Here is a 23,322-nt window from a genome sequence, read left to right as displayed (position 1 = left end):
TCACATGACTTGATATGTTATAATTAAAACATGACAACTGCACATGATATATTAAAATCCATCTATGGTTATGAAAGTTTTCGAGATGGACAAGAAGCAATTATTAACAGTGTTCTATCTGGTAAACGAACACTTGGGATTATGCCAACAGGTGGCGGGAAATCGCTGACTTATCAAATACCAGCGATTTTATCAGAAGGTCTGACCATGGTCGTCTCACCCTTGATTTCACTCATGAAAAATCAGGTTGATGAGTTGGTGGCGGCTGGCGTTTCAGCGACTATGATCAATAGCTCGCTTGATTTTGAGGATATTAAAACTCGAACATCTGATATACGACAAGGTGTTTATCAAATTTTCTTTGTGGCACCTGAACGTTTAGAAGATAGCTATTTTTACAACTTTATTCAGTCTTTAAATTTGAGCTTGGTTGTTATTGACGAAGTTCATGTTTTGTCTCAATGGGGGCATGATTTTAGACCAGCTTATTTGAGAGCAGTTGACTTAATTGAAGGTCTCAGTAATCATCCTAATGTCATGGCACTGACTGCCACAGCGACTGAAAAAGTCCAAGCCGATTTGGTACGCATTTTAAACATTGAAGAAACGATTGTGACAGGATTTGCCAGAGCCAATCTCGCTATTAAAATCGGAAAAGGTCTGTCAGATGCTGAAAAACGTAAATATGTTGTCTCTTATGTAAAAAATCATCCAACTGATGTCGGCATTATCTATGCTGGAACACGTAAGAAAGTTGATGACCTCTGGGAATTATTGCAACAATCAGGTGTTTCTGCTGGTCGTTATCACGCCGGCATGTCAGATGAGGATAGAGAATCAGCTCAAAACGGCTTTCTCTATGATGATTTTCAAGTCATCGTCGCGACCAATGCCTTCGGCATGGGAATTAATAAAACCAATGTCCGTTATGTTCTACATTTGACAATGCCAGGGGCTATTGAGGCTTACTATCAGGAGATTGGTCGTGCGGGACGAGATGGTCTGCCTAGTGAGAGTGTCCTCTTATATTCAGCACGTGATATTCAACTTCAACGCTATTTTATCGATATGGCTGAGAACCAAGATCCTGCCTATCGGCATAAAGAACTTGCGAAATTACAGGAAATGACCGCTTTTGCCAGTACTCAGATATGTTTACAGCGTTATATTATCCAGTACTTTGGTGAAGAGATGCCCGATTGTGGAATCTGTTCCAATTGCACCGACGATCGGGAGCTAATCGATGTGACAGTCGATGCCCAAAAGGTATTGTCAAATATTGTCAGGATGAGTCAGTTGCGCGATGGTAGCTATTCTCGGACGCAAGTCGTGAATGTGCTGTGTGGTAAATTATCGGAAAAGATGCTCTGGACAGGCTTTGACACGCTCTCAACCTATGGTCTCATGGCAGACTGGTCAATCAAAAAACTCAGTAGCTTTGTTGATTACTTGGTAGCAGATGGTTATTTGGATGTTGCGGGCGAGTATAATGGTCTCAGCATTTCTGAAACGGGTGTTCAGGTCTTAAAAGGCGAGCTGACGGTAACCATGCGCGAAATTAAAGTCAAAGAAACGCTTGAGAAATCCCGTTCGACGAAACGGGAAGTCGGTGGAGAACTCTTTGAATTACTGCGAAAACAACGCACAGTCTTCGCTAAAGAATTGGCAATTCCACCTTTCATGGTCTTTTCAGACCAAGTCTTGATGAATTTGGCAGAAGCCAAACCGCTGTCTTTAACCGATATGTTGAATGTCTCAGGCATTGGTGAAAAAAAAGCTGACCAATTTGGTCAAGCCTTTCTAGAAGTCATCCAAAACTATCAAGGTTAGAGTTCCTTTCTGGGTTGAGGAGCGTTCTTTTACATTTTAGTAAGCAAAGTTGTGATTTTTATGGTATACTAATGGATGTGATGGCTATTTTGACCATCAGAATTTTTTGGAATACCTAGTATCTGACCTGATGTCATCAGAGATAAGTAAATGTCAGATATAGAAAGTCGGAGAAGATGATAAAAGTTATTTATGATATTTTAATTGCAGTCTTACTTATATTGTCAGCAATTTTGATTGTATCAATTATGATTCAACCCTCTAAACAAGACAGCGCTGCAAGTGCCTTTACAGGTGGTGGCGATGAGCTATTTGAGCGCCGTAAAGCACGTGGTTTTGAAGCCGTGATGCAACGTTTTACTGGTGTGATGATTGCGCTTTGGCTGTTTGTTGGTTTTGCACTAGTTGTTTTATCTACCAGATAATGACGGGAATCTCTTAACTTTTTGCTTGATGGCCGTTTAACGAGACAGGATAGATGAAGCAGGATTTGCTTAATCCTATCACGCCATTGTCAAAAACGGTCTAAGCGAGTATAACAGATGACCCTAAAGAAAGGCTGGGATAAACTCTCGGCTTTTTGTGTTATCATAAGGCAATAAATCTAAAAATAGAAAGAATATATGAAATTAAGTAAAAAAGTAACGGATTTTTTGGCAAATATGCCATCAAAATCAATCTCGCCAAAAATGTTAGCAACCAATCTAGGTTTAGCTGATAATGCGAGCGATTATAAGCATTTGCTCAAAACAATTGCCCAATTAGAAGAAAACAAAGCGATTGAAGTAACAGCTGGCGGTAATCTTGCCCTGCCACAGCCAAAGGCAGAAGTCCTAGAAGGGACATTCTCTGCCAACCCACGTGGCTTTGGCTTTGTCAGAATCGGTGAAAATGAACCTGATGTTTTTGTCAAACGTGGTAATACCAAATTTGCCATGAACGAAGATATTGTCGAGGTCAAGATTACATCACCAGCTAATCCGCTCAAAGGCAATGAGGCAGAAGGGAAAGTTGTTGCCATCAAATCTCGTGCTGTGATGAGTTTAGTCGGCGAGTTTTATGCCTTTGATGAAGATGAGAAAAAAAATAGCGGCTCACTTCTGGGCTATGTCATCAATAAAAACAAGAAAATTCCTTTTAGAACCAACATTTCTAAAAAAGGCCTGCACCCAGAAGTTGGCGATATTGTTCGTGTAGATATTACCCACTATCCAGACCGTGATTTCCCAGAAGTTCTCCAAGGTATCGTAACTGAGATTATCGGTAAAGCAACAGATACAGGGATTGACGTCTTAGAAGTTTTGGAGTCGCTTGGTATTCCATCTCCGTTCCCGGAAGACGTTATCGCTGAAGCCAACGCCGTGCCAGATGAAATCGCTGAAGCAGACATTATCGGTCGTGTCGACTATCGTAACGAAATTACTTTTACCATCGATGGTGCAGATGCCAAAGACCTTGACGATGCCGTCCATATCAAGGCACTAGATAACGGTAATATCGAGCTTGGTGTGCATATCGCTGATGTCAGCTACTATGTAACCGAAGGTTCAGCTCTTGACCGTGAGGCGCTCAACCGTGGGACATCAACTTACGTGACTGACCGTGTCGTACCAATGCTACCTGAACGTTTGTCAAATGGTATCTGTTCCCTTAATCCACGTGTGAATCGCTTCACGCAGTCATGTGTCATGGAAATTAACCCTGACGGCTATGTCGTCAACTATCAAATTTCTCAGTCTGTGATTAAAACAACGGAACGCATGACCTACTCTGATGTCAATGAAATGCTCGCTGGCAATCAAGCGTTTTTGGAAAAATTTGCAGCGATTGCAGTATCAGTTGAACAAATGGCGAAACTTCATGCCATTTTACTGACCATGCGTGCTCGCCGTGGGTCAATCGACTTTGAAACGCAAGAAGCGAAAATCATCGTTGATAAGCTTGGTAAACCAATCGAGATTCAAGTCCGCAAACGTGGGACAGCTGAGATGATGATTGAGTCCTTCATGTTGATTGCGAATGAAACCGTTGCGCGTAGCTTTGCGACACGTGGATTGCCATTTATCTACCGTGTGCATGAGCATCCAAAGGCAGACAAATTAACCCGTTTTATTGATTTTGCATCGGTATTTGGTATTCCTTTGAAAGGGACACCTGAAAAAATGCAGTCAAAAGACTTGCAAGATTTCATGCTGAAAATTAAAGGACAACCCGGTGAAATGGTACTCTCAACTATGCTTTTGCGCTCAATGCAACAAGCACGTTATGATGAGGATAACCTCGGTCACTTCGGTCTAGCTGCGGAATACTATACGCATTTCACTTCTCCAATTCGTCGTTACCCAGATTTACTGGTGCATCGCTTGATCCGTGCTGAAAGCCATCCGACGACTGAAGTCATCGAGCATTTCGAAGAGATCATCCCTGAAATCGCACAGCTCACATCATCCCGCGAACGCCGCGCCATCGATGCGGAACGTGCCGTCGAGGCTATGAAAAAAGCGGAGTACATGGAAAGTTATCTCGGCACTGAGTACGATGTGACGATTTCATCTGTGACGCGTTTTGGTTTCTTCGTGTCACTTCCTAATACCATCGAAGGCTTGGTGCACATGTCAACCTTGGGTGATGATTTCTACAACTTTAATGAGCGCGATTTGACTCTCAAAGGCGAGCGCACTGGTAAGGTGTTCCGTATGGGACAGCCTGTTAAAGTCAAGCTTGTGAAAGCAGATAAAATCACCGGCGACATTGACTTTGAACATGTCGACAGCGATTTAGATGTCGTTGAAGCTATTGAAAAGCGCTGCAGAGATAGTCGTGGGGGACGGGATTCACGTGATAAACGCCCTGACTGGCAGAAAAATAAGGATAAGAAACCCTTTAAATCAGGTAAAAAATATAAAAAGTAAGCTGGAGTCAGAAAAGGTCTGAATGTTTGATAAAAAAGTACTAGAAATAGCAGATGAGAGGCTAGTTGTCCACATTAAGGGCGAAGCCGATAAGTGCCTCATTTTTCTGAGCGGTTGGGGCACGCCTTATCCCTTAGCAGACATGTATCAATTAGCGCAAAAATTTTCTAAAGACTATCAAGTGCTTATTTTACAGCGTTTTGGTTATGGTGATAGTGCCATGACTTTGAAAGAAAGAACACCAGAAGCAGTTGCAAATGAAATTCATTCAGTTGTTAGACAGTTGCAACTTGAAAATAAGGCGATGACGCTAATAGGTCATTCAACAGGTGGTTTATATGCCTACATTTTTTGGGCACTTTATCCCAATATCTGTCATCAAGTCATCATGTTGGATGCTGTTCCGCTTCCGAAAGCTTTATTCTATCCAAATTATCTGATTATTTTTTATGCCAAGTTATTGGAAAAATTGAACATCATTCAAAAAATGTCTGATGATAAACTGGCAAAAATGATTAATTTAGACCATAAATTGCCAAGCGACATCAGAAAAATAGCGCTTGACTTTGGCAGGGGAAATCCTTTTAATCCAGTCGTGGTTAGGGAATTGAAACCGATGATTCAGAGCATGGATAAACTTTATCAGGAGTATTTGCCTCATGAAAAGACTAGAATACTTAGTCTTGCTAGACATATTGCTTATCCAAGAGCTGAAAAAATGGGGGAGAGATTGACAACAATTTGCGATTACAAAGCAAGCAATATTGGGAAATCAGGGCATTATATCCATTTAGAGCAGTTAGAAGTTGTTTTTTCAGAGATAGAAAAATTTTTAGATGAAGGAGAGCTAAATGGCAAAAGATAAAGTCAAAGATAATGTCGTCGCCCAAAATAAAAAGGCGCATTATGACTATGAGATTACCGAAACATTTGAGGCTGGCATTGTGCTGACTGGTACAGAAATCAAGTCAGTCAGACAGGCACGGATTAATATCAGAGATGGATTTGCCCGTGTGCGAAATGGCGAAGTTTGGCTGAGTAATGTCCATATCTCGCCTTTCGATGAAGGTAATATCTGGAATGTCGACCCGACCCGCAGTCGCAAACTTTTACTGCATAAGAAACAAATCGCTAAAATTGTGGCTGAAATTTCGCAAGCAGGTATGAGTTTTGTGCCTTTGCGTGTTTATATCAAAGAGGGATTTGCCAAGGTTTTAATGGGACTTGCTAAAGGTAAGAAGAATTATGATAAACGTGAAACGATTAAGCGTAAAGAACAAAATCGTGACATTGCTAAACAATTAAAAGACTTTAACCGTTGAGCAATCAACGGTTTTTTTGATGTTTTGGCAGAAAAGTCAAAACATTTAGTCTATAAATGTAAAAAAGTATTTACATTTTATCGAAAGTAGGCTATACTAAAATAGTTATGAAAGAAAATAACGATGCTAAAAGCGATATTAGCTTGTCGTTTTAAATAATATAAAGGGGGAAGAAATGTTTACCAGCAACAAGAAACGGCAAATACCAATGATTGTATGGGTTGTACTGTTTCTGATGGTGATTGTGCTATCTGTTATCGTTTCGGTCAGCAATGGTCAAGCTGAGATTTCATTTTGGGATGTTGGTCGCATTTTAGTCAACAAATTCAGTCATGGCACCATTGGCACTATTAAAGATTTGCCAGTCTCATCTGTCAACATCATCTGGTTTATCCGAATGCCCAGAATTTGTTTGGCAATCTTTGTCGGCTTGGGTTTGGCACTTTGTGGGACAGTCATGCAGGCAGTCGTCCAGAATCCACTGGCTGATCCTTATATCTTGGGGATTTCATCTGGCTCATCTCTAGGGGCAACCTTTGCTATTTTGATTGGCTTTGGGTCTGGATCGATTTTTTCTCAGTTTGGGGTTGGCTTGGGTGCTTTCGCCGGTGCTATGCTTGCAACTTTATCCGTTCTGATGTTGTCAAATATTGGTGGTCGGATGACAAGTGTCAAGTTGATTTTATCGGGTTCAGTCATTAGTAGCCTATTTGGTGCCATCTCAAATTTAATTGTCTATCTAGCTGGCAATTCAGAAGGGATTAAAACAATTCAGTTCTGGCTGATGGGAAGTCTCGCATCAGCCACATGGTCCAAATTAGGCATGGTGATTGTGCCTGTTTTACTGGTTTTGGCTTTCTTCTTGACCCAGTCAAGAATCTTAAATGTGATGCTTTTGGGAGATGAAGCAGCGGTTACATTAGGTGTTTCACTTAGCACATATCGCCGAGTTTACATGGCTATGACCTCGCTGATAACAGGACTCATCGTCGCAAATTCAGGTATGATAGGCTTTGTCGGTCTCATCGTGCCACACATTGTACGCGGCTTATTTGGTAGTGACCATAAGGTGACACTGCCGTTAACAGCTGTTTATGGTGCTTTATTTATGATTTGGGCGGATTTAATTTCTCGAATTTTAATTCATCATGTGGAACTTCCAATTGGGATTATCACAGCCATGATTGGCGCACCTTTATTTATCTACATTATCATCAAAAAAGGGTACAGTTTTGGGGGTTAAAGATGAAATTATCCATTCGAAATCTTGAGATAGAAGTGGCACATCAGTCGATTGTGCGTCGGGTTTCCTTAGAAGTACCAGATCAAAAAACAGTCGGTCTCATTGGTGCCAATGGTTCAGGCAAATCGACATTGTTAAGAAGTATTTACAAAAGTATCGCCCCGACACAAGGGACGATATATATAGATGATATTGATGTTTTGAATTCGCCTAATAAAAAGGTAGCAAAACATCTGGGTGTGGTAGGCCAGTTTAATGAACTGAATTTTGACTTGACAGTTGAGCAGATGGTTTTGTTAGGCAGAACACCGCATAAAAAGATGATGGAAGCTGACAATCTCTATGATTACCAACGCGTACAGGAGGCGCTTTTAAGAACGAATTTGATGAACTACAAAGACAGGAGTTATATCTCCTTGTCTGGTGGGGAAAAGCAGCGGGTGATTCTAGCCAGAACCATTGCCCAAGAGCCCAAAGTCATGATTCTGGATGAGCCGACTAATCATCTGGATATTCGCTATCAGTTGGAGATTTTGACGGCGGTTAAGGGTCTTAATATTACAACCTTTGTGGCCTTGCATGATTTGGCCTTGACGGCGTCCTATTGTGACTATATCTATGCCTTGAAAAATGGGGAAGTCATCGCGCAAGGGAAACCTGAGGTCATCTTGACAGAAGAGTTAATCGCTGAAATTTATCAGGTTCAGTGTCAAATCTATGAAAATCCGATTACGAAAAAAATGGGATTTCATTATACGATCTAAACTAGAAAGAAAAAGGAAATGAAAAAATTAGGACTACTCGTGACATTAGCGATTACAATATTAGCTTTGGTAGGCTGTGGCAATCAAAAAGCAACTCATACAGTCAATGAGTCAGACCAAGGTGACCAAACGAACTATCCCTTGACAATCAAAAATTACGCCAAAGGTGCAGGAAGCAAGTCAAATGGCATCGCTGACTGGCCAGAAATCACGGAAACTTTCACGCAAGCACCGACAAGAGTTGTCGCCAATACGCGACCAATGGCTGAATTACTTTTGCATTTGGGACTTGAAAAATCAATCGCAGGTGTTGGTGCCGTTTTTGGTGAGAAAGATGTCAGTGTCGAAACTGCTTTTGGCAAGCTGAAAAGTCTCGGAGAGAGCTATATTCCGCAAGAAATAGTACTCTCTGTCAATCCTGACTTTGTGTTTGGGCGTGGTGATTTATTTGAAAAGTCTGAGTGGGGTGTTGGGACGGTTGAAGCGCTCAATGAGATGCAAATTCCAACCTATATCATGAAAACGTCAATAACCGGCGGGACTTTTGACTCAATTTATGATGATATTGATAATCTGGGTAAAATTTTTGATGTCAAGGACAAGGCAGAACAATTCAAAACTGAACTTAAGACGCATGAAACAAATTTGAAAGATAGTCTCAGTGAGCTCAAAAAGACACAAACATTTGCTTATCTCCATTCAAATGATCCATCTGATATAAGTGGTTATTCGCTGACTAGCGATACCTTTTCACTCAGTCTGTTTAAACTTCTGAACTTGAAACAGGCCTATGATGTTCCGACAGGAACAGTCAGCATTGAGAAGTTAATCGAAAGCAATCCCGATGTCATCATTGTGCCAAAATGGGATGATACTGATAATGCTGAAAAAATGGTCAAAGGTTTATTGGCTAGTGATAAAGTATCCGATATGAAAGCCATTAAAAACAAGCAAATTTATATTGTGAATTACAATTATCTATTTGGTTACAGTTACCAGTCGCTTGAAGGTTTTGAACAACTGGCTAAGGAAATGTATCCTGATTTGGTTAAATAATGTTTTATAATGATAGAAACGCAGGAATCGTGTGTTTATCTTCAATCTAAAAGAGGCTGGGACAAAAGTCTCCATAGCCTATTTCTGTGTTATTTTCGAAAAAATTTAAGACAACATTATTGTTCATTGAAAATCCTACCGGTTTCGCATTGTTTTGGCAAAACAATACGAACATGGTAAGAAAAGTGCCATTTTTGTGCGAAATTGGAATTCTTTTGCCAAAACAATACGAAATCGGTAAAAATAAGTTATTTTTCGTGAGAAACTCAAATTCATTCAGCGAACAATACGAAAAAAGAGACTGGGACAAAAGTTTCAAAATACGAAAACCGCACGAAATGCGTTTCTAGAAACGTTGATTTCATGCGGTTTTTCAGTTTCAAAATTTGTCAAAAATAAGGAATTCCTGACTTTTGTCCCAACCTCTTTTAGATGATGTTTGAAACAGGCAATGGGTACTTTAATTTAATGAGTTATAGCTAGGTTATCAAACTGCAAGATTTTAGTAACCATTTTTAATTTGTCTTTTTTAGGTAGACTGTGCCTAGTTCCCATTTTGAAAGTGCTTGACGACTGACACCTATTTCTTTTGCTAATTGTTCTTGAGTCAAGGCAAATTTTATCCTATAGTCAAGTAGGTCATCAGAAAGTCCACCAGCTATAATCGAGCAGAGTTCTTTTTCACCAAGTATTGTAAATTTTTCTAAAAATAGTTGAAATTTAGTGAGATTAAATCGGATTTGTTTTGTCATGTTTAGTAATTCTTTTCTAAAATATGTAGTTCACCTTTTATCAGAGTTTTAGCAGTAACATCGCTAACTTCGTTAGTAAGTTTAGTTGCGTCGTCAAATTTTTGCAAACTAAATAAATATTTGATAGCAACAGCAAAGTCCTTGGTCATCAAACTTTCTTCTAAGGAAGTCGTGATATCTATTTCACTATACCATTGAAGAAATTCAGATAATTTTGTTTCAAATGTCTCTTGAAGTAAAGACCATTCAGCAAAATAGTGCATTGCGAGCATGAAATTGTCGTTAGGAGTTGTTCTGAGTAAAATAGTAGTTTTTTGAATGACTTCTAGCGTGTTTCCCAAACTTAAAAGTACCATAATATACTTTTGAGTTAAAGTTGGGAAATCATCAATCGCTAAAAAATTATCTTGATGCCAGCCTAAAGCTTGGTTTTTCAAAATAACTTGATTGATTAAGTTCAAATATGCTTGACTTTTTTTAACATCACCTTCTGGGAAAGGATAATTTAAAAGCATTTTAATATTTTGTGGGGATTCTTCAAGTATTTCTCTGACCAATTTCTCGTAACGAGATTTTTTGTCAAATTTTTCCATTTCTTCAGGTGTTGTCCCCTGATTTTCTACCATAAAGTCTATTTTGAAATGTTTAATATCATTAGCTTGTAATTCTTCATGGATTTTATTGAAGTATTTAGCAGAGCTAGCTTTTTTCAAACCTCTTTCGGCCAAAGTATGACCATTTTGGAAAGGTTTCTTAATTTTTAGTTGTAAAGCGACATTATCATTTTCTGATAATATTGACATCAATGCTAGTATTGATGCTAAATTTTCGGGAGACAGACCATTATCACAGATATATTCATCAGAATCAACAAAAATCAACCAATCATTTTCATTCAATTCGATAATATGATTACGCATTTCAGAGAAATCTTCTACCCATTTTTTGAAATATAAAGAAATTTAAAAATCATCTATTTGCTGAATCGTTTCAACGGTTTTATCAGTTGAGCCAGTATCAACAATAATGAGTTGATTGCAGTAAGGGAGCGCTCTGTTGATGACATCAGTAATTCGGTGTTCTTGATTTTTGACAAGGATACCAAAAGTTATTGTGAGTTTTTCTTGTTCTCTTTTAACTTGTTCTAGTAATTTGTCTAAAAATTGAATTTTAGATTTATCTTGAAAGTGATATTGGTACCGATTTTTTAAATCAATTTTTTCAGCCGCTAATTTGAGTAGGTTATATTTGTCGTGATTATCTACTGAAAAAATAGCTTGTGTTAGCCAATTATTATACATTAAATTCTCTATTAAAGAAAAGCGCAAAAAAGAGAAGTGAGCGCTCTTCTCTTTTTCATTGTTTAATTACCTGTCAAGGTATTAAAAATTACACCGATGGCATTCCAGACAGAACCACCAGGATTTTTGGGTTTTGTTGCCCCTCCTGTAGTTGCGATTAGTTCTTCAGTTGTAAGCTCTTTAAAGTTATTGTTGTTAAACGTTTTTACTAGTTTTTCCATTATTATCTTCGTTTATTCTTTAGTTTAATCATTTCCCCAAAATATCGGGCTAGGTTGAAGTGGTTTTTCTTCTTCAAATTCATAGATACCAATAGTAGCGGAAGGATATTTGCTTAGGATTGCTTTTTTGTAGGCCTTTGCATATTTTGACAGCAAAATTTTTTCTTGTGTATCGGTATTCCCAAGCTGCTCGTACAAGTCATTCAAGGTAACGAACTGAACTTGATTTTCCCCAAACTCTTGATTTAGGGCTTTTTTGGCGCTGTTAAAATAGCTTCCTTGACTTTTAGCATTGATTAAAATACTCCCAAGATAAGCACCATCATCCATTTTAGTGACAAAAAACATATAATTCTCCTTACGTGAGTTTGCGCCCCAAAGAATATGACGTCTCATATCTTATATGTCAAGTATATGATAGTGCTTTCATTTTGTCAATAATTTGGTAGTTGCGAAATATTATAACGGACAAACAATTTAACCTATTTTTACCATTCTTTTACATGATTTTTACAAAAAATCGTCGGAACTTTTACACAAGATTTGGTGTTTCAGCGGTATAATTATTTTTGTAAGGCAATGGTGCCTACAAAAAATAAAAAATAATGACAAACACTAAAAAGAGAAATCAGCTAGCCTAAGCCTATCCAAGTTTGGGCGATGAGCGTTTTTGATTTTGGTGGGTGTTAGGTCTTGTAAAGGGAAAAAATCATGAAAAAATCAGTTTTGATCGCAGCAGCAGCCGTTTCACTTTTTGCACTCGCAGCTTGCGGACAAAAATCTTCAGGCACAACATCTTCTTCATCGTCAACAGCTAAGGCAGAAAAAATCACTGTCGCAGGCTCAACAGCCTTGCAGCCTTTAGTAGAAGCTAATGTTGAGAGCTTTACACAAGAAAACACTAACCTACAAATCACTGTTCAAGGTGGTGGCTCAGGTCTTGGTTTATCACAAGTTTCTAGTGGTGCGATTCAGATTGGGAATTCTGACCTCTTCGCGGAAGAAAAAGATGCGAGCTTAGCAGAAAAAGTTAAAGATCATAAAGTTGCTGTTGTAGGTTTTGCACCAATTGTTAATAAAGACATCAAACTTGATGGTTTGACAACTGCTCAACTTAAAGATATCTTCTCAGGCAAAGTAAAGAACTGGAAAGAAGTCGGTGGACAAGATCAAGCCATTACAGTTATCAACCGTGCTGAAGGTTCAGGTACACGCTTTAACTTTGAAAAATATGGTCTTGAAAACACACAAGTTGTTAAAGCAAGCGAACAAGATTCATCAGGTGCTGTTGTTCAAATGGTATCACAAACACCAGGTGCGATTAGCTATGTTGCCTTCTCAAACATCAAAGACAGCGTTAAAGCACTCGAACTTGATGGTGTGAAACCAACTGAAAAAAATGTTGCAACAAACGACTGGAAAATCTGGTCTTATGAGCACATGTATACAGAAAAAGGTAACACAACAGATGGTCAAGAAAAATTCATCACTGCTGTAACAAAAAATAAAGCACTCCTTGAAAAATTAGGTTACCTCTCTATCGAAGATATGAAAGTAACTCGTGATCAAGAAGGTAAAATCAAATAATTCCAACTCACTCATGCTTCAAATCGTTCATGTTTCAAAGCAATAACTTATCAACGACGCAAATTTGACCTGTCAAATTTGCTGGTACATAGCAAAACCTCCAAAGTTTTTACACAAAATTTACATTTATCCGTGGCATAAATGTTAAAATAGAAGTATTGAACGATTTGGAGGAGTTATGAGGAGAAAGATAGTACTTTTGGCCTCAGCCTTGGTGGTCCTTGCGACATTATCAGGTTGTGCCAAGTGGATAGACAAAGGTGAATCAATTACGGCTGTAGGATCTAGTGCCTTACAGCCTTTAGTTGAGTCTGCTGCTGAAACATTTGCCCAAGAAAATCCAGGTAAATTTATTAATGTTCAGGGGGGTGGTTCAGGAACTGGCTTGTCACAAGTCCAGTCTGGCGCTGTTCAAATTGGGAACTCGGATTTATTCGCTGAAGAAAAAGATGGAATTGATGCTAAAAAATTGGTTGATCATAAGGTTGCAGTCGTAGGGATTGCACCGATTGTCAATAAAAAAGTAGGCATTAAAACTTTAACAACAGATCAGCTACGTCAAATTTTTACTGGTGAAATTAGTAACTGGAAAGAAGTTGGCGGTAAAGATCAGAAAATTGTCTTGATCAATAGAGCTACAGGTTCTGGTACACGTTCAACATTTGAACGTTGGATTATGGATGGTAAACCAGCCAAAAACTCTCAAGAGCAAGATTCATCTGGTATGGTTAAATCTATTGTTGCGCAAACCCCAGGTGCGATTAGCTACCTTGCTTTTTCAAATATAGATACATCAGTGACAAAAATTTCACTTGATGGCTACGCTCCGACAACGGCCAATGTTGCTGATAACAATTGGCCGATTTGGGCGTATGAGCATATGTATACCAAAGGGCAACCTAATAGCCTGACAAAAACATTTTTAGATTACGTCTTGTCTGATGCAGTTCAAGACAGTCTTGTCCAAAAAATGGGGTATATCTCTGTTAATCAGATGCACGTGGAGCGTGATGCTGATGGTCGTGTCACAACAAAATAATACTGCTTAACTCTTAAATGAGGGGATGTAATGAGGCTTGCATGCCTAATTCCCTCAACACTTAATATAGAAATTAAATCGAATGAAAAAAGAAAATATTCAAGAAAAGTTACTTTCTAAATCAAAAAATTCCCAACTAGAGAAATTTGGCAAGACAATTACCTTCTTTTGTATTGCTGTGATTGTCTTTGTGGTTGCCATGATTTTCTTCTTTGTGGCACAAAAAGGGTTCTCAACCTTTTTTGTCGACAAAATCAACCCCTTCAAATTCTTGTTTGGCACGACTTGGAATCCATCAGAGCTTGGTCCTGATGGTAAACCTTTAGTTGGTGCGCTTCCGATGATTACGGGCTCACTGATTGTAACCATTTTGTCTGCAGTTCTGGCGACACCTTTCGCCATTGGTGCTGCGCTTTTCATGACAGAAATTTCCCCTAATCGTGGCGCGAAATTATTGCAACCAGTTATTGAATTATTGGTCGGCATTCCGTCTGTTGTTTATGGTTTTATCGGCTTGACAGTCGTTGTACCAGCTATTCGCGGTGTCTTTGGAGGGACTGGTTTTGGTCTTCTATCAGGTATCTTCGTCCTTTTTGTTATGATTTTACCAACCGTCACCTCCATGACAGTGGATGCCATGAAAGCTGTACCTAGCTTTTATAAAGAAGCCTCACTCGGATTAGGCGCAACACGGTGGCAGACAATTTGGCGTGTATTGCTACGTGCAGCAACACCTGGGATTCTAACCGCTGTTGTATTTGGTATGGCTAGAGCTTTTGGTGAAGCCTTGGCCATTCAGATGGTTGTTGGTAATGCCGCAATTTTGCCAACAAGTTTAACATCACCTGCGTCAACGCTGACTTCTGTCTTGACGCAAGGTATTGGAAATACAATCATGGGCACTGTTCAAAATAATGTCCTATGGTCACTCGCGCTAATTCTATTACTCATGTCTTTATTATTTAACATCGGAATGCGCACTATTGCGAAGAGAGGAAGCCTATAATGAATCCTAAAAAAGTTGATAAATTGGCAACAAGTGTCCTCTATGTTATTTCTGGTATTATCGTTGTCATTCTGGCCTCTTTATTGCTATATATTCTCGTTCGAGGGTTGCCGCATATTTCTTGGCATTTCTTGACAAGTCCCTCAAAAGCCTATGAAGCAGGTGGTGGGATTGGTATTCAGCTCTTTAACAGTATCTTCTTACTTGTGATTACGATGATTATTTCATTTCCCTTATCACTTGGAGCGGGCATTTATTTATCTGAATATGCCAATCAAAATTCATGGGTGACTAACTTGGTTAGAACATCAATTGAAATCTTGAGCTCACTCCCGTCAGTAGTCGTTGGGTTGTTCGGTTTCCTGATTTTTGTTGTGCAGTTCGGCTATGGTTTCTCGATTATCTCAGGTGCTTTAGCCTTGACCGTCTTTAACCTCCCTTTGATGACGCGTAATGTCGAAGAATCGCTAAAAGCGGTGCATCATACGCAACGTGAAGGTGCCTTAGCTCTGGGCTTGTCGCGGTGGGAAACAGTATTACACGTGATTGTACCAGAAGCCTTGCCAGGTATCGTGACAGGCGTTGTCTTGTCATCTGGTCGTATCTTTGGGGAAGCAGCAGCGCTCATCTATACAGCCGGTCAATCTGCCCCAGCACTTGACTGGTCAAACTGGAATCCCATGTCAGTCAGCTCACCCATTTCGATTTTCCGTCAGGCAGAAACATTGGCCGTTCACATCTGGAAAGTCAATGGTGAAGGTACTGTACCAGATGGCGCAGCAGTCTCTGCAGGTGCAAGTGCTGTCCTCATTATCTTTGTGCTTTTGTTTAATTTCGGTGCACGCTTTATCGGCAAGAAAATTCATAGCAAATTAACAGCATCGTAATTTAGGAAAACAAAATGGAAAAGAAAAAAATTGCTGATTGGGTAATTGAATATGATAAGCAACGAACACAGGAAGCAATTTTGGATTTACCAGATAATTTCCTTTGTAATTGTAATATCTGTCGTAATTTTTATAAGGCAAGTCTAAATTTCCCAATAACTGTTGTTGGATGTTTTTATTCTTTAGGACTTGATATTGCGAAGCCAACTGAAGTTTATGATATTGATTTTGAAGATAATCTAGTTAGATATTTTGGATTTTATCATGTTGTTGGTCAGGAATTAACTTACTTAGATAAGAAGTTTTCAAAAGTAGTTGAAACATTTAAAATAAGTGAGGGATTTGAAATTAGTCTTACAAATCAGATTTCTTTTAAACCTAAAAATTTTCCAAAGCCAGTGTTACAAATTGATATAGATTTTTATGTACCATAGGTTTTAAACGAACCATTTAATTTGTAAAATATAAAGAGAGTAGGAAAAAATGGCAACTTATGATTGGCAAGAACGTCATATCATCGGCCTTGATGGTCGTGAAATCGCCCTTGAAACGAAAGATTTACACGTTTTTTATGGCAACAACGAATCTATCAAGGGAATTGATATGAAGTTCGAAAAAAATAAAATCACCGCTTTGATTGGCCCTTCTGGCTCTGGTAAATCAACGTATCTGCGTAGTCTCAATCGCATGAATGATACGATTGCCATTGCAAAAGTCACAGGCGAGATTAACTATCAAGGCGTTGATGTCAACAAACAAAACGTCAACGTTTATGAAATGCGCAAACACATCGGCATGGTTTTCCAACGGCCCAACCCTTTTTCAAAATCGATTTATCGCAATATTACCTTTGCCTTGGAACGCCAAGGCATTAAGGATAAGAAAATCTTAGATGAGGCAGTTGAAACTGCTTTGAAACAAGCAGCACTTTGGGAACAGGTCAAGGATGATTTAGACAAGTCTGCTCTGGCGCTCTCAGGTGGTCAGCAACAGCGTTTGTGTATCGCACGTGCGATTGCGGTTAAGCCAGATATTTTATTGATGGACGAGCCAGCATCAGCGCTAGATCCGATTTCAACGATGCAGCTTGAAGAAACGATGATGGCACTCAAGGAAAATTATACGATCATTATCGTGACGCACAATATGCAGCAAGCGGCGCGTGCAAGTGACTACACTGGATTTTTCTATTCAGGCGATCTCATCGAGTACGATAAGACATCGAAAATCTTTACGCGCCCTGAGCTCAAATCTACTGGGGATTATGTATCAGGACATTTCGGTTAAAATGTTAGGTCGCATGGTTGAAGGCTTTAAGATGTCGATCTACTATCAATGCGTCTGACCAAAAAGATTAAGGAAACATTATGACAGAACCTATTTTACAAGTGAAAGATTTATCGCTTTTCTATGGCAAGAAGCAATCACTATTTGATATCAACATGGCTTTTTATCCGAGCGAGATTACTGCCTTAATTGGGCCATCTGGCTCAGGAAAATCGACACTTTTGCGCTCAATTAACCGAATGAATGATTTGGTGCCCTCAGCTAAAGTGACGGGTAAAATCATGTATAAAGATGGCGATATTTATAGCCCAAAAACGGATATGGTTGAGCTGCGTAAGGAAATCGGCATGGTTTTCCAACAACCTAATCCCTTTCCTTTCTCTATTTATGAAAATGTGATTTATGGCTTGCGGCTCAAAGGCATAAAGGACAAGGCGATTTTAGATGAAGCAGTAGAAGAATCACTCAAAGCTGCTAATATTTGGGATGAGGTCAAGGATAAGCTGCATAGTTCAGCGCTTGGTCTTTCAGGTGGTCAGCAGCAGCGTGTTTGTATTGCTCGGGTTCTAGCTGTCAATCCTGATATTCTCTTGCTAGATGAGCCGACATCCGCACTCGATCCAATTTCTTCTGGTAAAATTGAGACCATGCTGTTAGACTTAAAAGAGAGATATACGATTTTAATCGTGACACACTCAATGCAACAAGCTAGTCGAATTTCTGATCGGACAGCCTTTTTCTTAAATGGTGAACTGATCGAGTACGATAAAACTAAGAAAATTTTCTTGGATCCAAAAGAACAGTCAACATCGGATTATGTGACGGGTAAATTTGGTTGAGCGTTGTATCATCATACGCTGACTTAAAAACTTGTCTAAAAGACCTATTAAGAAAGGAATGATATGTTAAGAACACAATTTGAAGAAGAACTGAATAAGCTACACAACCAATTTTATTCGATGGGGACACAAGTCTCAGCTCAGGTCAATCGAGCTGTTCGTGCCTTTGTCAGTCACGATCGTGATTTGGCAGAAGATGTGATTGAAGCTGATCAACAAATCAATGATCAGGAAACAAAATTGGAGACCAAATCATTAGAAATGATTGCTTTACAGCAACCTGTTTCACATGATTTGCGGACGATTATTACTGTGCTGAAAGCTTCATCAGACTTGGAACGCATGGGCGACCACGCCGTCTCTATCGCCAAAGCGACGATTAGTCTCAAAGGTGAAGAACGGATTCATGTCGTTGAGGCAGATATTTCACTCATGGGCGAACGGGTAAAATCTATCGTAGATGCGTCGCTCAATGCCTATATCCAAGGCGATGCTGAACGCGCGCGTGAAATTGCCAACTGGGATGACACAGTTAATCAGATGTATGGTGAAATTCAAAACAAGACCCTATCAGCCATGGAAGAAAACAAAGAGACGATTACGACAGGTAAAGATTACTTGTTGACCACCATGTACTTGAAACGGATCAGTGACTACGCTAAAAACCTCTGCGAGTGGATTGTCTATCTGAAAACTGGTAAGATTGTTGAGTTGTAAACTCTAAAAAGCATTTCGGTGCTTTTTTTGCTTCCCACAATTTCGACTGAATTATGGTAGAATATGTATTAAAAAGGTTAGTTTAGCCACAGATGACCGAACGAAAAACTGAGAAGATGAGGTAAAAATGGAAAGTTTAGAAAAGTACGTCGCATTTGACTTGGAATTTAACACAGTGAATGATGTCGAGCATCTGATTCAAGTGTCGGCAGTTTGCTTTGATAATGGCACTGAAACGGCAGATTTCGATGCTTTTGTTTACTCAGATGTCCCATTGAACTCTTTTGTTGTCGGCTTGACAGGCATTACACAAGAAAAGGTTTTGACGGCAGAGAAGGCAGAAACCGTCTTATCAGACTTGAAAATTTTTATTGGCGACTTACCTGTTATCGGCTATAATGCCAATAAATCCGACCTTCCGATATTACTCGCGAATGGTCTCGATTTAACCGATGCTTATGCTTTAGACGTCTATGAAATCGCTGATAGCATGCGCGACAATAAACTGCATGGCATGAAGAACTTCCAGTTAAAATCTATAGCTGAATTTTTTAACGTCGCTGAGAAAAATGCGCACAATGCCTTAGCTGATGCGAGAATGACGGCGCGTGTTTATGAGGCCATGAAAGACACGCAAGAAGCTGAAAAACTGTTAAGTAAGCAAAACGAAAAAGAGATTAACGCTGACGATAATCCCTTTGCTGGTTTGGCTGGTTTATTTTAAATGAGTAGATAGTGAATTAGAAGTGCCCACCAATAGCAATCAAAGTGTCCGTGATTTCTCGCGGACTTTCTTTTTTGCCACGTTTGATCCACAATTGAACCATCCCGAAAATAGCATGGGCAGAATAGGTCGTTTGGTAGTCAATCCTAATCAAATCCAATTTTTGATACCCTAAATGTGATGGCATGACTGTTTTTAATAGGGTTTTCAATTTTTGCCGCAGATAGATATGAATCTCCCGCGTGCCATTTTCAGAAAGCAAGGCTGATAATACAGACTCTTGATAGAGAAAATCAAAAATTTCAAAGATGGCATTGCGAACATTATTGCCATTTTGATCAAAAATCGTCTCGACTTTGGCAAAGAAGACACGCTGATACTGGTCAATCATCGCATATTTATCTTGATAATGCGTGTAGAAGCTAGAGCGACTGATGCCAGCACGTTTGACCAATTCCGTTGTTGTGATTTGGTCAAACGTTTTTTCTTTGAGTAAATCGCTCATTGCCATTTCGATTGCCTGTCGGGTTTTTTTAATTCTAATATCAGTCATGCTGAAAACCTTTTCTATTTATTTTTTAAAACAATAATGAACAGAGTGTCTATTTTTTGTATCAAATACTTGCTATCTCATCTACAAGTATTATAATAAAAAAGATAAAGAAAGACAAGGTGTCTAAAAAATTAAGATATTGAAAGCGATAGGACACAGTCGTAAACTTCTATAAAAAAATAGGATTTTAGTAATCTGTGCTTGCGCAGGTTCGGAAAATAACTTTTTTCCTAAGAAGTTAGCTAGAAATTCAATTAAAATAAACTCAGAGGAGATAGGCATGATCAAAAAAGAATGGCAGGCAATTTTAAAAAATAAATTTTTCATTGTTGTGATTGTTGCACTGGCAACGATACCGGCACTTTATAATCTGATATTCCTCAGTTCTATGTGGGATCCCTACGGTAAAATATCAGACTTACCTGTGGCTGTTGTCAATCAAGATCAATCAGGGGCAATTAACGGTAAATCGGTTAATCTGGGCGACGACTTGGTCGATGAATTAGGCAAAAGTCGTGATTTAGATTACCATTTTGTGAGTGAGAAAACTGCTCAAAAAGGTCTCAAAGATGACACGTATTATATGCAAATCACGATTCCCAGTGACTTCTCAAAAAATGTTGGCAGTCTTGTCAGTAACACTCCGACCAGTGCCGTGATTCGCTACCAGACATCTGTTGGGCATAATTTTATTGCCAGCAAAATGAGTGACTCTGCTATGGAAAAGCTCAAAGCAAAAGTTTCCGAAAATATCACCAAAACTTACACGAAAACGATTTTTGAAAACCTGACAACCTTATCAGAGGGTGTCACACAAGCATCAGATGGTAGTAATCAGTTGATCAATGGGAGTGGCGAGTTAAAATCGGGTGCTAAGCAAATCGTGACTAACTTAGACAAACTCTCAACATCAAGTTTGACCTTTAAAGACGGTGCCGAAACCTTAAATATAGGACTTAATCAATACACAGCAGGGGTCACAAGCCTGTCTAATGGCGCTCAGAAGTTATCACAAGCCGTCACTAACTACACCAACGGTGCAACACAAGTCGCCAACGGTAACAGTCAACTGAATGGTGCAACAACTCAATTATCTGAAAAACTCAATGATATTGATCAATTAGTCAACGGCAGTGTAGCTTTAAGTAATGGCCTGAGTGAGCTTTCTCAAGGGATGACGATATCTTCTGACAAACAAGAAAAAATAGATGAGCTATTAAAAGGATTAGTACCACTTAATAATGGCATTCAAGCTTACAATCAAAGTGTTCAAAATGCGGTGATTCCAGACAGTTTAACACAAGATTTAATCACTATCGGTACAAGCTTCCAAAAAATGCAAGCAGACCAAGCAACAAAATTAACAAGACTTAAGGAAACGGATGCCTATAAAAATGCGTCTACTGCAGAACAACAAACACTTGAAGGATTGATAACGGTTGACCCGAATGACTTGACTACACTATCAACTGCTATGGCTGATTTACAGACACAACTCACAGCCTTGAAAACTGCCCAAGATGCCAATAAAGCAGTCATTGCCCAAATCGCGGGGGTAAGTCGCATCGCCTTGCTAGGTGCTAATCAAGCGCTCACTGAGTTAACATCAGGCTTAACAGTAGCCAAAACTGCTCTCGAGACACACCTTTTACCGAGTGCACAAAAAGTCAGCACAGGAACTGCCTTGCTCAAAAATCAATTAACAACAGGCATTTCACAGTTTAGCGCAGCGACAGCACAATTAAACACAGGTGCACAAACCTTGGTCAGCAACAATGCTCAACTTACAGCAGGTGCTGTTCAGCTTGCGACTGGGGCTAACCAATTAAATCAAAATTCAGCTAAATTACTAGAAGGTTCAGGACAGTTAGCAAACGGTGCAGGCCAAGTTTCAAATGGTTCAACTCAGTTAGCAACTGGTGCGAATACTTTAACGACTGGTATCGGAACGCTTCAAAATGGTGCAAGTACATTAGCCGCTGGGCTGGGTGAAGCGAGAACAAAACTCGCTGCCAATCAAACCGACCCAAATAATGCTGAAAAGATTGCAAGTCCGTTGAATATTACGCATGCTGACAAAGACAATTCCCCTAAAAATGGCGTTGGGATGACACCCTACATGATGTCTGTTGCCTTGTTTGTCGGTGCAGTTGCGACAAATATGATTATTGCGGGGTCTATATCAGGTGAAAAGGCGAAAAATCGCCGTGATTACATTCTTGGTAAATTGGCTGTCAATGGTGTGATTGCTGTTGGCGAAGGTGTGCTAGTTTATTTCGCAGTCCACATGTTAGGCTTATCAGCCAACCATGAATTGACCATGTTTGGTTTTACGATACTGGTTGCCTTTACCTTCATGTTTATTGTCACTTTCTTTAATACTTGGTTAGGCAAACCGGGTGCTTTCCTCATGCTGATTCTACTTTTGTTACAATTAGCAGCCAGTGCAGGCACTTATCCACTTGCCCTGACAAGTCACTTCTTCCAAAAAATCAATCCTTGGATGCCAATGACTTATGCTGTCACAGGGTTCAGACAAGTGATATCGTTAACAGGACACATTGGTCAAGACGTCGGGATTCTCCTCGTTTTGTCAATCGTCTCAGTAGTGCTCTTAGCTTTCGTTGGTAACAAAAAGGAGGCTTGACTTTAAGTCTCACTAAAATTAAATACTAGAACCGCCTGAAGCCCCTACTTTCAGGCGTTCTTTTAACTTTCAGTTATCTTTTAAATGAAAAATGAGTATTTTGTTTTAAATATTAAAGTTATTATGGTAAAATTAAAATAATAAAAAGGGATACGTCTAATAAATAACAAGGGATATTAATTGATTTAATAAAATTATCGAGGTAAACACTTGACAGAAAGGAGAAAACAGCGTATGCTCAGACAGACAGACAGACAGACAGACAGACAGACAGACAGACAGACAGACAGACAGACAGACAGACAGACAGACATTTAATGGCTGCCGAAGTTTTTTTTGACGACTCTTAAAACGGTATGTTGATTAATCTCAGAGGTTTAATCTGACTTTAATCTACATACCGTTTTTGCGTTAAAAAGAAAAAAATTTTAAGGAGAAGTAAATGATGGTAAATCAGAAGAAGAAGGCCGCCGCAGGTGCTGCCGCCGCAACCCTGCTCTTACTGGGAAGTACTTATGCTTGGCAAAGCCAAAACCAGCATAAGACCAATGAACTCAGTAATACCTTCAGAGAAAATGACGTGACCTTGGTCGAGGACTTTGTGCCAATCACAGATTGGCTGAAAGGTCAAGAAG

Annotated in this window: 24 protein-coding genes and 1 pseudogene; 19 read left to right on the top strand and 6 right to left on the bottom strand. The window is 39.3% G+C overall.

Translation table 11 applies throughout. The features are described from left to right. Positions 1 to 30: 30 nt before the first annotated feature. The 8 genes from recQ (at position 31) to ACYQ21_RS07760 (ending at position 9,127) form a co-directional block, all read left to right on the top strand. Complete coding sequence (gene recQ / locus ACYQ21_RS07795; RefSeq protein WP_460057245.1) at positions 31 to 1,830, top strand: DNA helicase RecQ; 1,800 nt, start codon at positions 31 to 33, stop codon at positions 1,828 to 1,830. 188 nt (positions 1,831 to 2,018) lie between these two features. Further along, positions 2,019 to 2,255: a preprotein translocase subunit SecG gene (gene secG, locus ACYQ21_RS07790; RefSeq protein ID WP_460057263.1), complete on the top strand. Its 237-nt coding sequence runs from the start codon at positions 2,019 to 2,021 to the stop codon at positions 2,253 to 2,255. Positions 2,256 to 2,453: 198 nt separating this feature from the next. Further along, on the top strand, positions 2,454 to 4,742 hold the full coding sequence (gene rnr, locus ACYQ21_RS07785) for a ribonuclease R (RefSeq protein WP_460057243.1): 2,289 nt from the start codon (positions 2,454 to 2,456) through the stop codon (positions 4,740 to 4,742). Positions 4,743 to 4,764: 22 nt separating this feature from the next. Beyond that, positions 4,765 to 5,607 (top strand): alpha/beta hydrolase, encoded by an 843-nt coding sequence (locus ACYQ21_RS07780; protein ID WP_460057241.1) that lies wholly within the window; start codon positions 4,765 to 4,767, stop codon positions 5,605 to 5,607. After that, positions 5,594 to 6,064 carry an SsrA-binding protein SmpB gene (smpB, locus tag ACYQ21_RS07775; RefSeq protein ID WP_460057238.1) on the top strand — a complete coding sequence of 157 codons (471 nt, stop codon included), beginning with the start codon at positions 5,594 to 5,596 and terminating at the stop codon, positions 6,062 to 6,064. The genes ACYQ21_RS07780 and smpB overlap by 14 nt, the downstream gene beginning before the upstream one ends. Positions 6,065 to 6,272: 208 nt before the next feature. Further along, entirely contained in the window at positions 6,273 to 7,307 is a 1,035-nt protein-coding gene (locus tag ACYQ21_RS07770) for a FecCD family ABC transporter permease (protein WP_460057236.1), read from the top strand. A 2-nt stretch (positions 7,308 to 7,309) separates the two neighbouring features. Continuing rightward, the gene (locus tag ACYQ21_RS07765) at positions 7,310 to 8,071 is read left to right on the top strand and encodes an ABC transporter ATP-binding protein (protein ID WP_460057234.1); all 762 of its coding nucleotides are present in this window, start codon (positions 7,310 to 7,312) and stop codon (positions 8,069 to 8,071) included. A gap of 18 nt (positions 8,072 to 8,089) precedes the next feature. Further along, a complete protein-coding gene (locus ACYQ21_RS07760; RefSeq protein WP_460057232.1) occupies positions 8,090 to 9,127 on the top strand; it encodes an ABC transporter substrate-binding protein in 1,038 nt (345 codons plus the stop codon). A gap of 515 nt (positions 9,128 to 9,642) precedes the next feature. Here the strand turns inward: ACYQ21_RS07760 and ACYQ21_RS07755 are convergent. The 5 genes from ACYQ21_RS07755 to ACYQ21_RS07735 form a co-directional block, all read right to left on the bottom strand. After that, a complete protein-coding gene (locus tag ACYQ21_RS07755; protein ID WP_460057230.1) occupies positions 9,643 to 9,879 on the bottom strand; it encodes a helix-turn-helix transcriptional regulator in 237 nt (78 codons plus the stop codon). A 2-nt stretch (positions 9,880 to 9,881) separates the two neighbouring features. After that, positions 9,882 to 10,799, bottom strand: coding sequence for a glycosyltransferase family protein (locus tag ACYQ21_RS07750; RefSeq protein ID WP_460057227.1), 918 nt, complete (start codon positions 10,797 to 10,799; stop codon positions 9,882 to 9,884). 42 nt (positions 10,800 to 10,841) lie between these two features. After that, positions 10,842 to 11,180 (bottom strand): hypothetical protein, encoded by a 339-nt coding sequence (locus tag ACYQ21_RS07745; RefSeq protein WP_460057225.1) that lies wholly within the window; start codon positions 11,178 to 11,180, stop codon positions 10,842 to 10,844. Between the two features lie 62 nt (positions 11,181 to 11,242). Continuing rightward, complete coding sequence (locus ACYQ21_RS07740; RefSeq protein WP_460057223.1) at positions 11,243 to 11,401, bottom strand: hypothetical protein; 159 nt, start codon at positions 11,399 to 11,401, stop codon at positions 11,243 to 11,245. A 24-nt stretch (positions 11,402 to 11,425) separates the two neighbouring features. After that, positions 11,426 to 11,749: a hypothetical protein gene (locus ACYQ21_RS07735; RefSeq protein ID WP_460057220.1), complete on the bottom strand. Its 324-nt coding sequence runs from the start codon at positions 11,747 to 11,749 to the stop codon at positions 11,426 to 11,428. 363 nt (positions 11,750 to 12,112) lie between these two features. Between ACYQ21_RS07735 and ACYQ21_RS07730 the strand changes: the two genes are divergently transcribed. From ACYQ21_RS07730 to ACYQ21_RS07690, 9 genes are all read left to right on the top strand, one after another. Further along, positions 12,113 to 12,988 carry a phosphate ABC transporter substrate-binding protein gene (locus ACYQ21_RS07730; protein WP_460057217.1) on the top strand — a complete coding sequence of 292 codons (876 nt, stop codon included), beginning with the start codon at positions 12,113 to 12,115 and terminating at the stop codon, positions 12,986 to 12,988. Positions 12,989 to 13,166: 178 nt separating this feature from the next. After that, positions 13,167 to 14,027 carry a phosphate ABC transporter substrate-binding protein PstS gene (locus tag ACYQ21_RS07725; RefSeq protein ID WP_460057214.1) on the top strand — a complete coding sequence of 287 codons (861 nt, stop codon included), beginning with the start codon at positions 13,167 to 13,169 and terminating at the stop codon, positions 14,025 to 14,027. 82 nt (positions 14,028 to 14,109) lie between these two features. Further along, positions 14,110 to 15,033, top strand: a complete 924-nt coding sequence (pstC, locus tag ACYQ21_RS07720) for a phosphate ABC transporter permease subunit PstC (protein ID WP_460057212.1) — start codon at positions 14,110 to 14,112, stop codon at positions 15,031 to 15,033. After that, entirely contained in the window at positions 15,033 to 15,920 is an 888-nt protein-coding gene (gene pstA, locus ACYQ21_RS07715) for a phosphate ABC transporter permease PstA (protein WP_460057210.1), read from the top strand. The genes pstC and pstA overlap by 1 nt, the downstream gene beginning before the upstream one ends. Before the next feature lie 14 nt (positions 15,921 to 15,934). Next, a complete protein-coding gene (locus ACYQ21_RS07710) occupies positions 15,935 to 16,354 on the top strand; it encodes a hypothetical protein (protein ID WP_460057208.1) in 420 nt (139 codons plus the stop codon). Positions 16,355 to 16,403: 49 nt separating this feature from the next. Next, the gene (gene pstB, locus ACYQ21_RS07705) at positions 16,404 to 17,207 is read left to right on the top strand and encodes a phosphate ABC transporter ATP-binding protein PstB (RefSeq protein ID WP_460057206.1); all 804 of its coding nucleotides are present in this window, start codon (positions 16,404 to 16,406) and stop codon (positions 17,205 to 17,207) included. 80 nt (positions 17,208 to 17,287) lie between these two features. Beyond that, the gene (pstB, locus tag ACYQ21_RS07700; protein ID WP_460057203.1) at positions 17,288 to 18,046 is read left to right on the top strand and encodes a phosphate ABC transporter ATP-binding protein PstB; all 759 of its coding nucleotides are present in this window, start codon (positions 17,288 to 17,290) and stop codon (positions 18,044 to 18,046) included. Between the two features lie 63 nt (positions 18,047 to 18,109). Further along, entirely contained in the window at positions 18,110 to 18,763 is a 654-nt protein-coding gene (gene phoU, locus ACYQ21_RS07695; RefSeq protein WP_460057201.1) for a phosphate signaling complex protein PhoU, read from the top strand. Between the two features lie 127 nt (positions 18,764 to 18,890). After that, positions 18,891 to 19,487: a 3'-5' exonuclease gene (locus ACYQ21_RS07690; protein WP_460057199.1), complete on the top strand. Its 597-nt coding sequence runs from the start codon at positions 18,891 to 18,893 to the stop codon at positions 19,485 to 19,487. Between the two features lie 16 nt (positions 19,488 to 19,503). On the opposite strand, the gene ACYQ21_RS07685 is transcribed toward ACYQ21_RS07690, so the two are convergent. Beyond that, on the bottom strand, positions 19,504 to 20,040 hold the full coding sequence (locus ACYQ21_RS07685) for a TetR/AcrR family transcriptional regulator (protein ID WP_460057197.1): 537 nt from the start codon (positions 20,038 to 20,040) through the stop codon (positions 19,504 to 19,506). Between the two features lie 280 nt (positions 20,041 to 20,320). Between ACYQ21_RS07685 and ACYQ21_RS07680 the strand changes: the two genes are divergently transcribed. After that, entirely contained in the window at positions 20,321 to 22,687 is a 2,367-nt protein-coding gene (locus tag ACYQ21_RS07680; RefSeq protein ID WP_460057195.1) for a YhgE/Pip family protein, read from the top strand. Between the two features lie 442 nt (positions 22,688 to 23,129). After that, positions 23,130 to 23,322: pseudogene (locus ACYQ21_RS07675) on the top strand (BsaA family SipW-dependent biofilm matrix protein); the annotation flags it as partial.

It is taken from the genome of Pseudolactococcus yaeyamensis (assembly GCF_054658615.1).
The sequence above is the reverse complement of the archived record's forward strand: the minus strand, read 5'-3'. Positions and strand labels throughout refer to the sequence as shown.

Excerpts from the sequence above, each read along its gene's own strand:
- recQ (WP_460057245.1), top strand. The coding sequence starts at position 31 with ATGACAACTGCACATGATATATTAAAATCCATCTATGGTTATGAAAGT.
- rnr (WP_460057243.1), top strand. The coding sequence starts at position 2,454 with ATGAAATTAAGTAAAAAAGTAACGGATTTTTTGGCAAATATGCCATCA.
- ACYQ21_RS07780 (WP_460057241.1), top strand. The coding sequence starts at position 4,765 with ATGTTTGATAAAAAAGTACTAGAAATAGCAGATGAGAGGCTAGTTGTC.
- smpB (WP_460057238.1), top strand. The coding sequence starts at position 5,594 with ATGGCAAAAGATAAAGTCAAAGATAATGTCGTCGCCCAAAATAAAAAG.
- ACYQ21_RS07770 (WP_460057236.1), top strand. The coding sequence starts at position 6,273 with ATGATTGTATGGGTTGTACTGTTTCTGATGGTGATTGTGCTATCTGTT.
- ACYQ21_RS07765 (WP_460057234.1), top strand. The coding sequence starts at position 7,310 with ATGAAATTATCCATTCGAAATCTTGAGATAGAAGTGGCACATCAGTCG.
- ACYQ21_RS07760 (WP_460057232.1), top strand. The coding sequence starts at position 8,090 with ATGAAAAAATTAGGACTACTCGTGACATTAGCGATTACAATATTAGCT.
- ACYQ21_RS07755 (WP_460057230.1), bottom strand. The coding sequence starts at position 9,879 with ATGACAAAACAAATCCGATTTAATCTCACTAAATTTCAACTATTTTTA.
- ACYQ21_RS07750 (WP_460057227.1), bottom strand. The coding sequence starts at position 10,799 with ATGCGTAATCATATTATCGAATTGAATGAAAATGATTGGTTGATTTTT.
- ACYQ21_RS07745 (WP_460057225.1), bottom strand. The coding sequence starts at position 11,180 with ATGTATAATAATTGGCTAACACAAGCTATTTTTTCAGTAGATAATCAC.
- ACYQ21_RS07740 (WP_460057223.1), bottom strand. The coding sequence starts at position 11,401 with ATGGAAAAACTAGTAAAAACGTTTAACAACAATAACTTTAAAGAGCTT.
- ACYQ21_RS07735 (WP_460057220.1), bottom strand. The coding sequence starts at position 11,749 with ATGTTTTTTGTCACTAAAATGGATGATGGTGCTTATCTTGGGAGTATT.
- ACYQ21_RS07730 (WP_460057217.1), top strand. The coding sequence starts at position 12,113 with ATGAAAAAATCAGTTTTGATCGCAGCAGCAGCCGTTTCACTTTTTGCA.
- ACYQ21_RS07725 (WP_460057214.1), top strand. The coding sequence starts at position 13,167 with ATGAGGAGAAAGATAGTACTTTTGGCCTCAGCCTTGGTGGTCCTTGCG.
- pstC (WP_460057212.1), top strand. The coding sequence starts at position 14,110 with ATGAAAAAAGAAAATATTCAAGAAAAGTTACTTTCTAAATCAAAAAAT.
- pstA (WP_460057210.1), top strand. The coding sequence starts at position 15,033 with ATGAATCCTAAAAAAGTTGATAAATTGGCAACAAGTGTCCTCTATGTT.
- ACYQ21_RS07710 (WP_460057208.1), top strand. The coding sequence starts at position 15,935 with ATGGAAAAGAAAAAAATTGCTGATTGGGTAATTGAATATGATAAGCAA.
- pstB (WP_460057206.1), top strand. The coding sequence starts at position 16,404 with ATGGCAACTTATGATTGGCAAGAACGTCATATCATCGGCCTTGATGGT.
- pstB (WP_460057203.1), top strand. The coding sequence starts at position 17,288 with ATGACAGAACCTATTTTACAAGTGAAAGATTTATCGCTTTTCTATGGC.
- phoU (WP_460057201.1), top strand. The coding sequence starts at position 18,110 with ATGTTAAGAACACAATTTGAAGAAGAACTGAATAAGCTACACAACCAA.
- ACYQ21_RS07690 (WP_460057199.1), top strand. The coding sequence starts at position 18,891 with ATGGAAAGTTTAGAAAAGTACGTCGCATTTGACTTGGAATTTAACACA.
- ACYQ21_RS07685 (WP_460057197.1), bottom strand. The coding sequence starts at position 20,040 with ATGACTGATATTAGAATTAAAAAAACCCGACAGGCAATCGAAATGGCA.
- ACYQ21_RS07680 (WP_460057195.1), top strand. The coding sequence starts at position 20,321 with ATGATCAAAAAAGAATGGCAGGCAATTTTAAAAAATAAATTTTTCATT.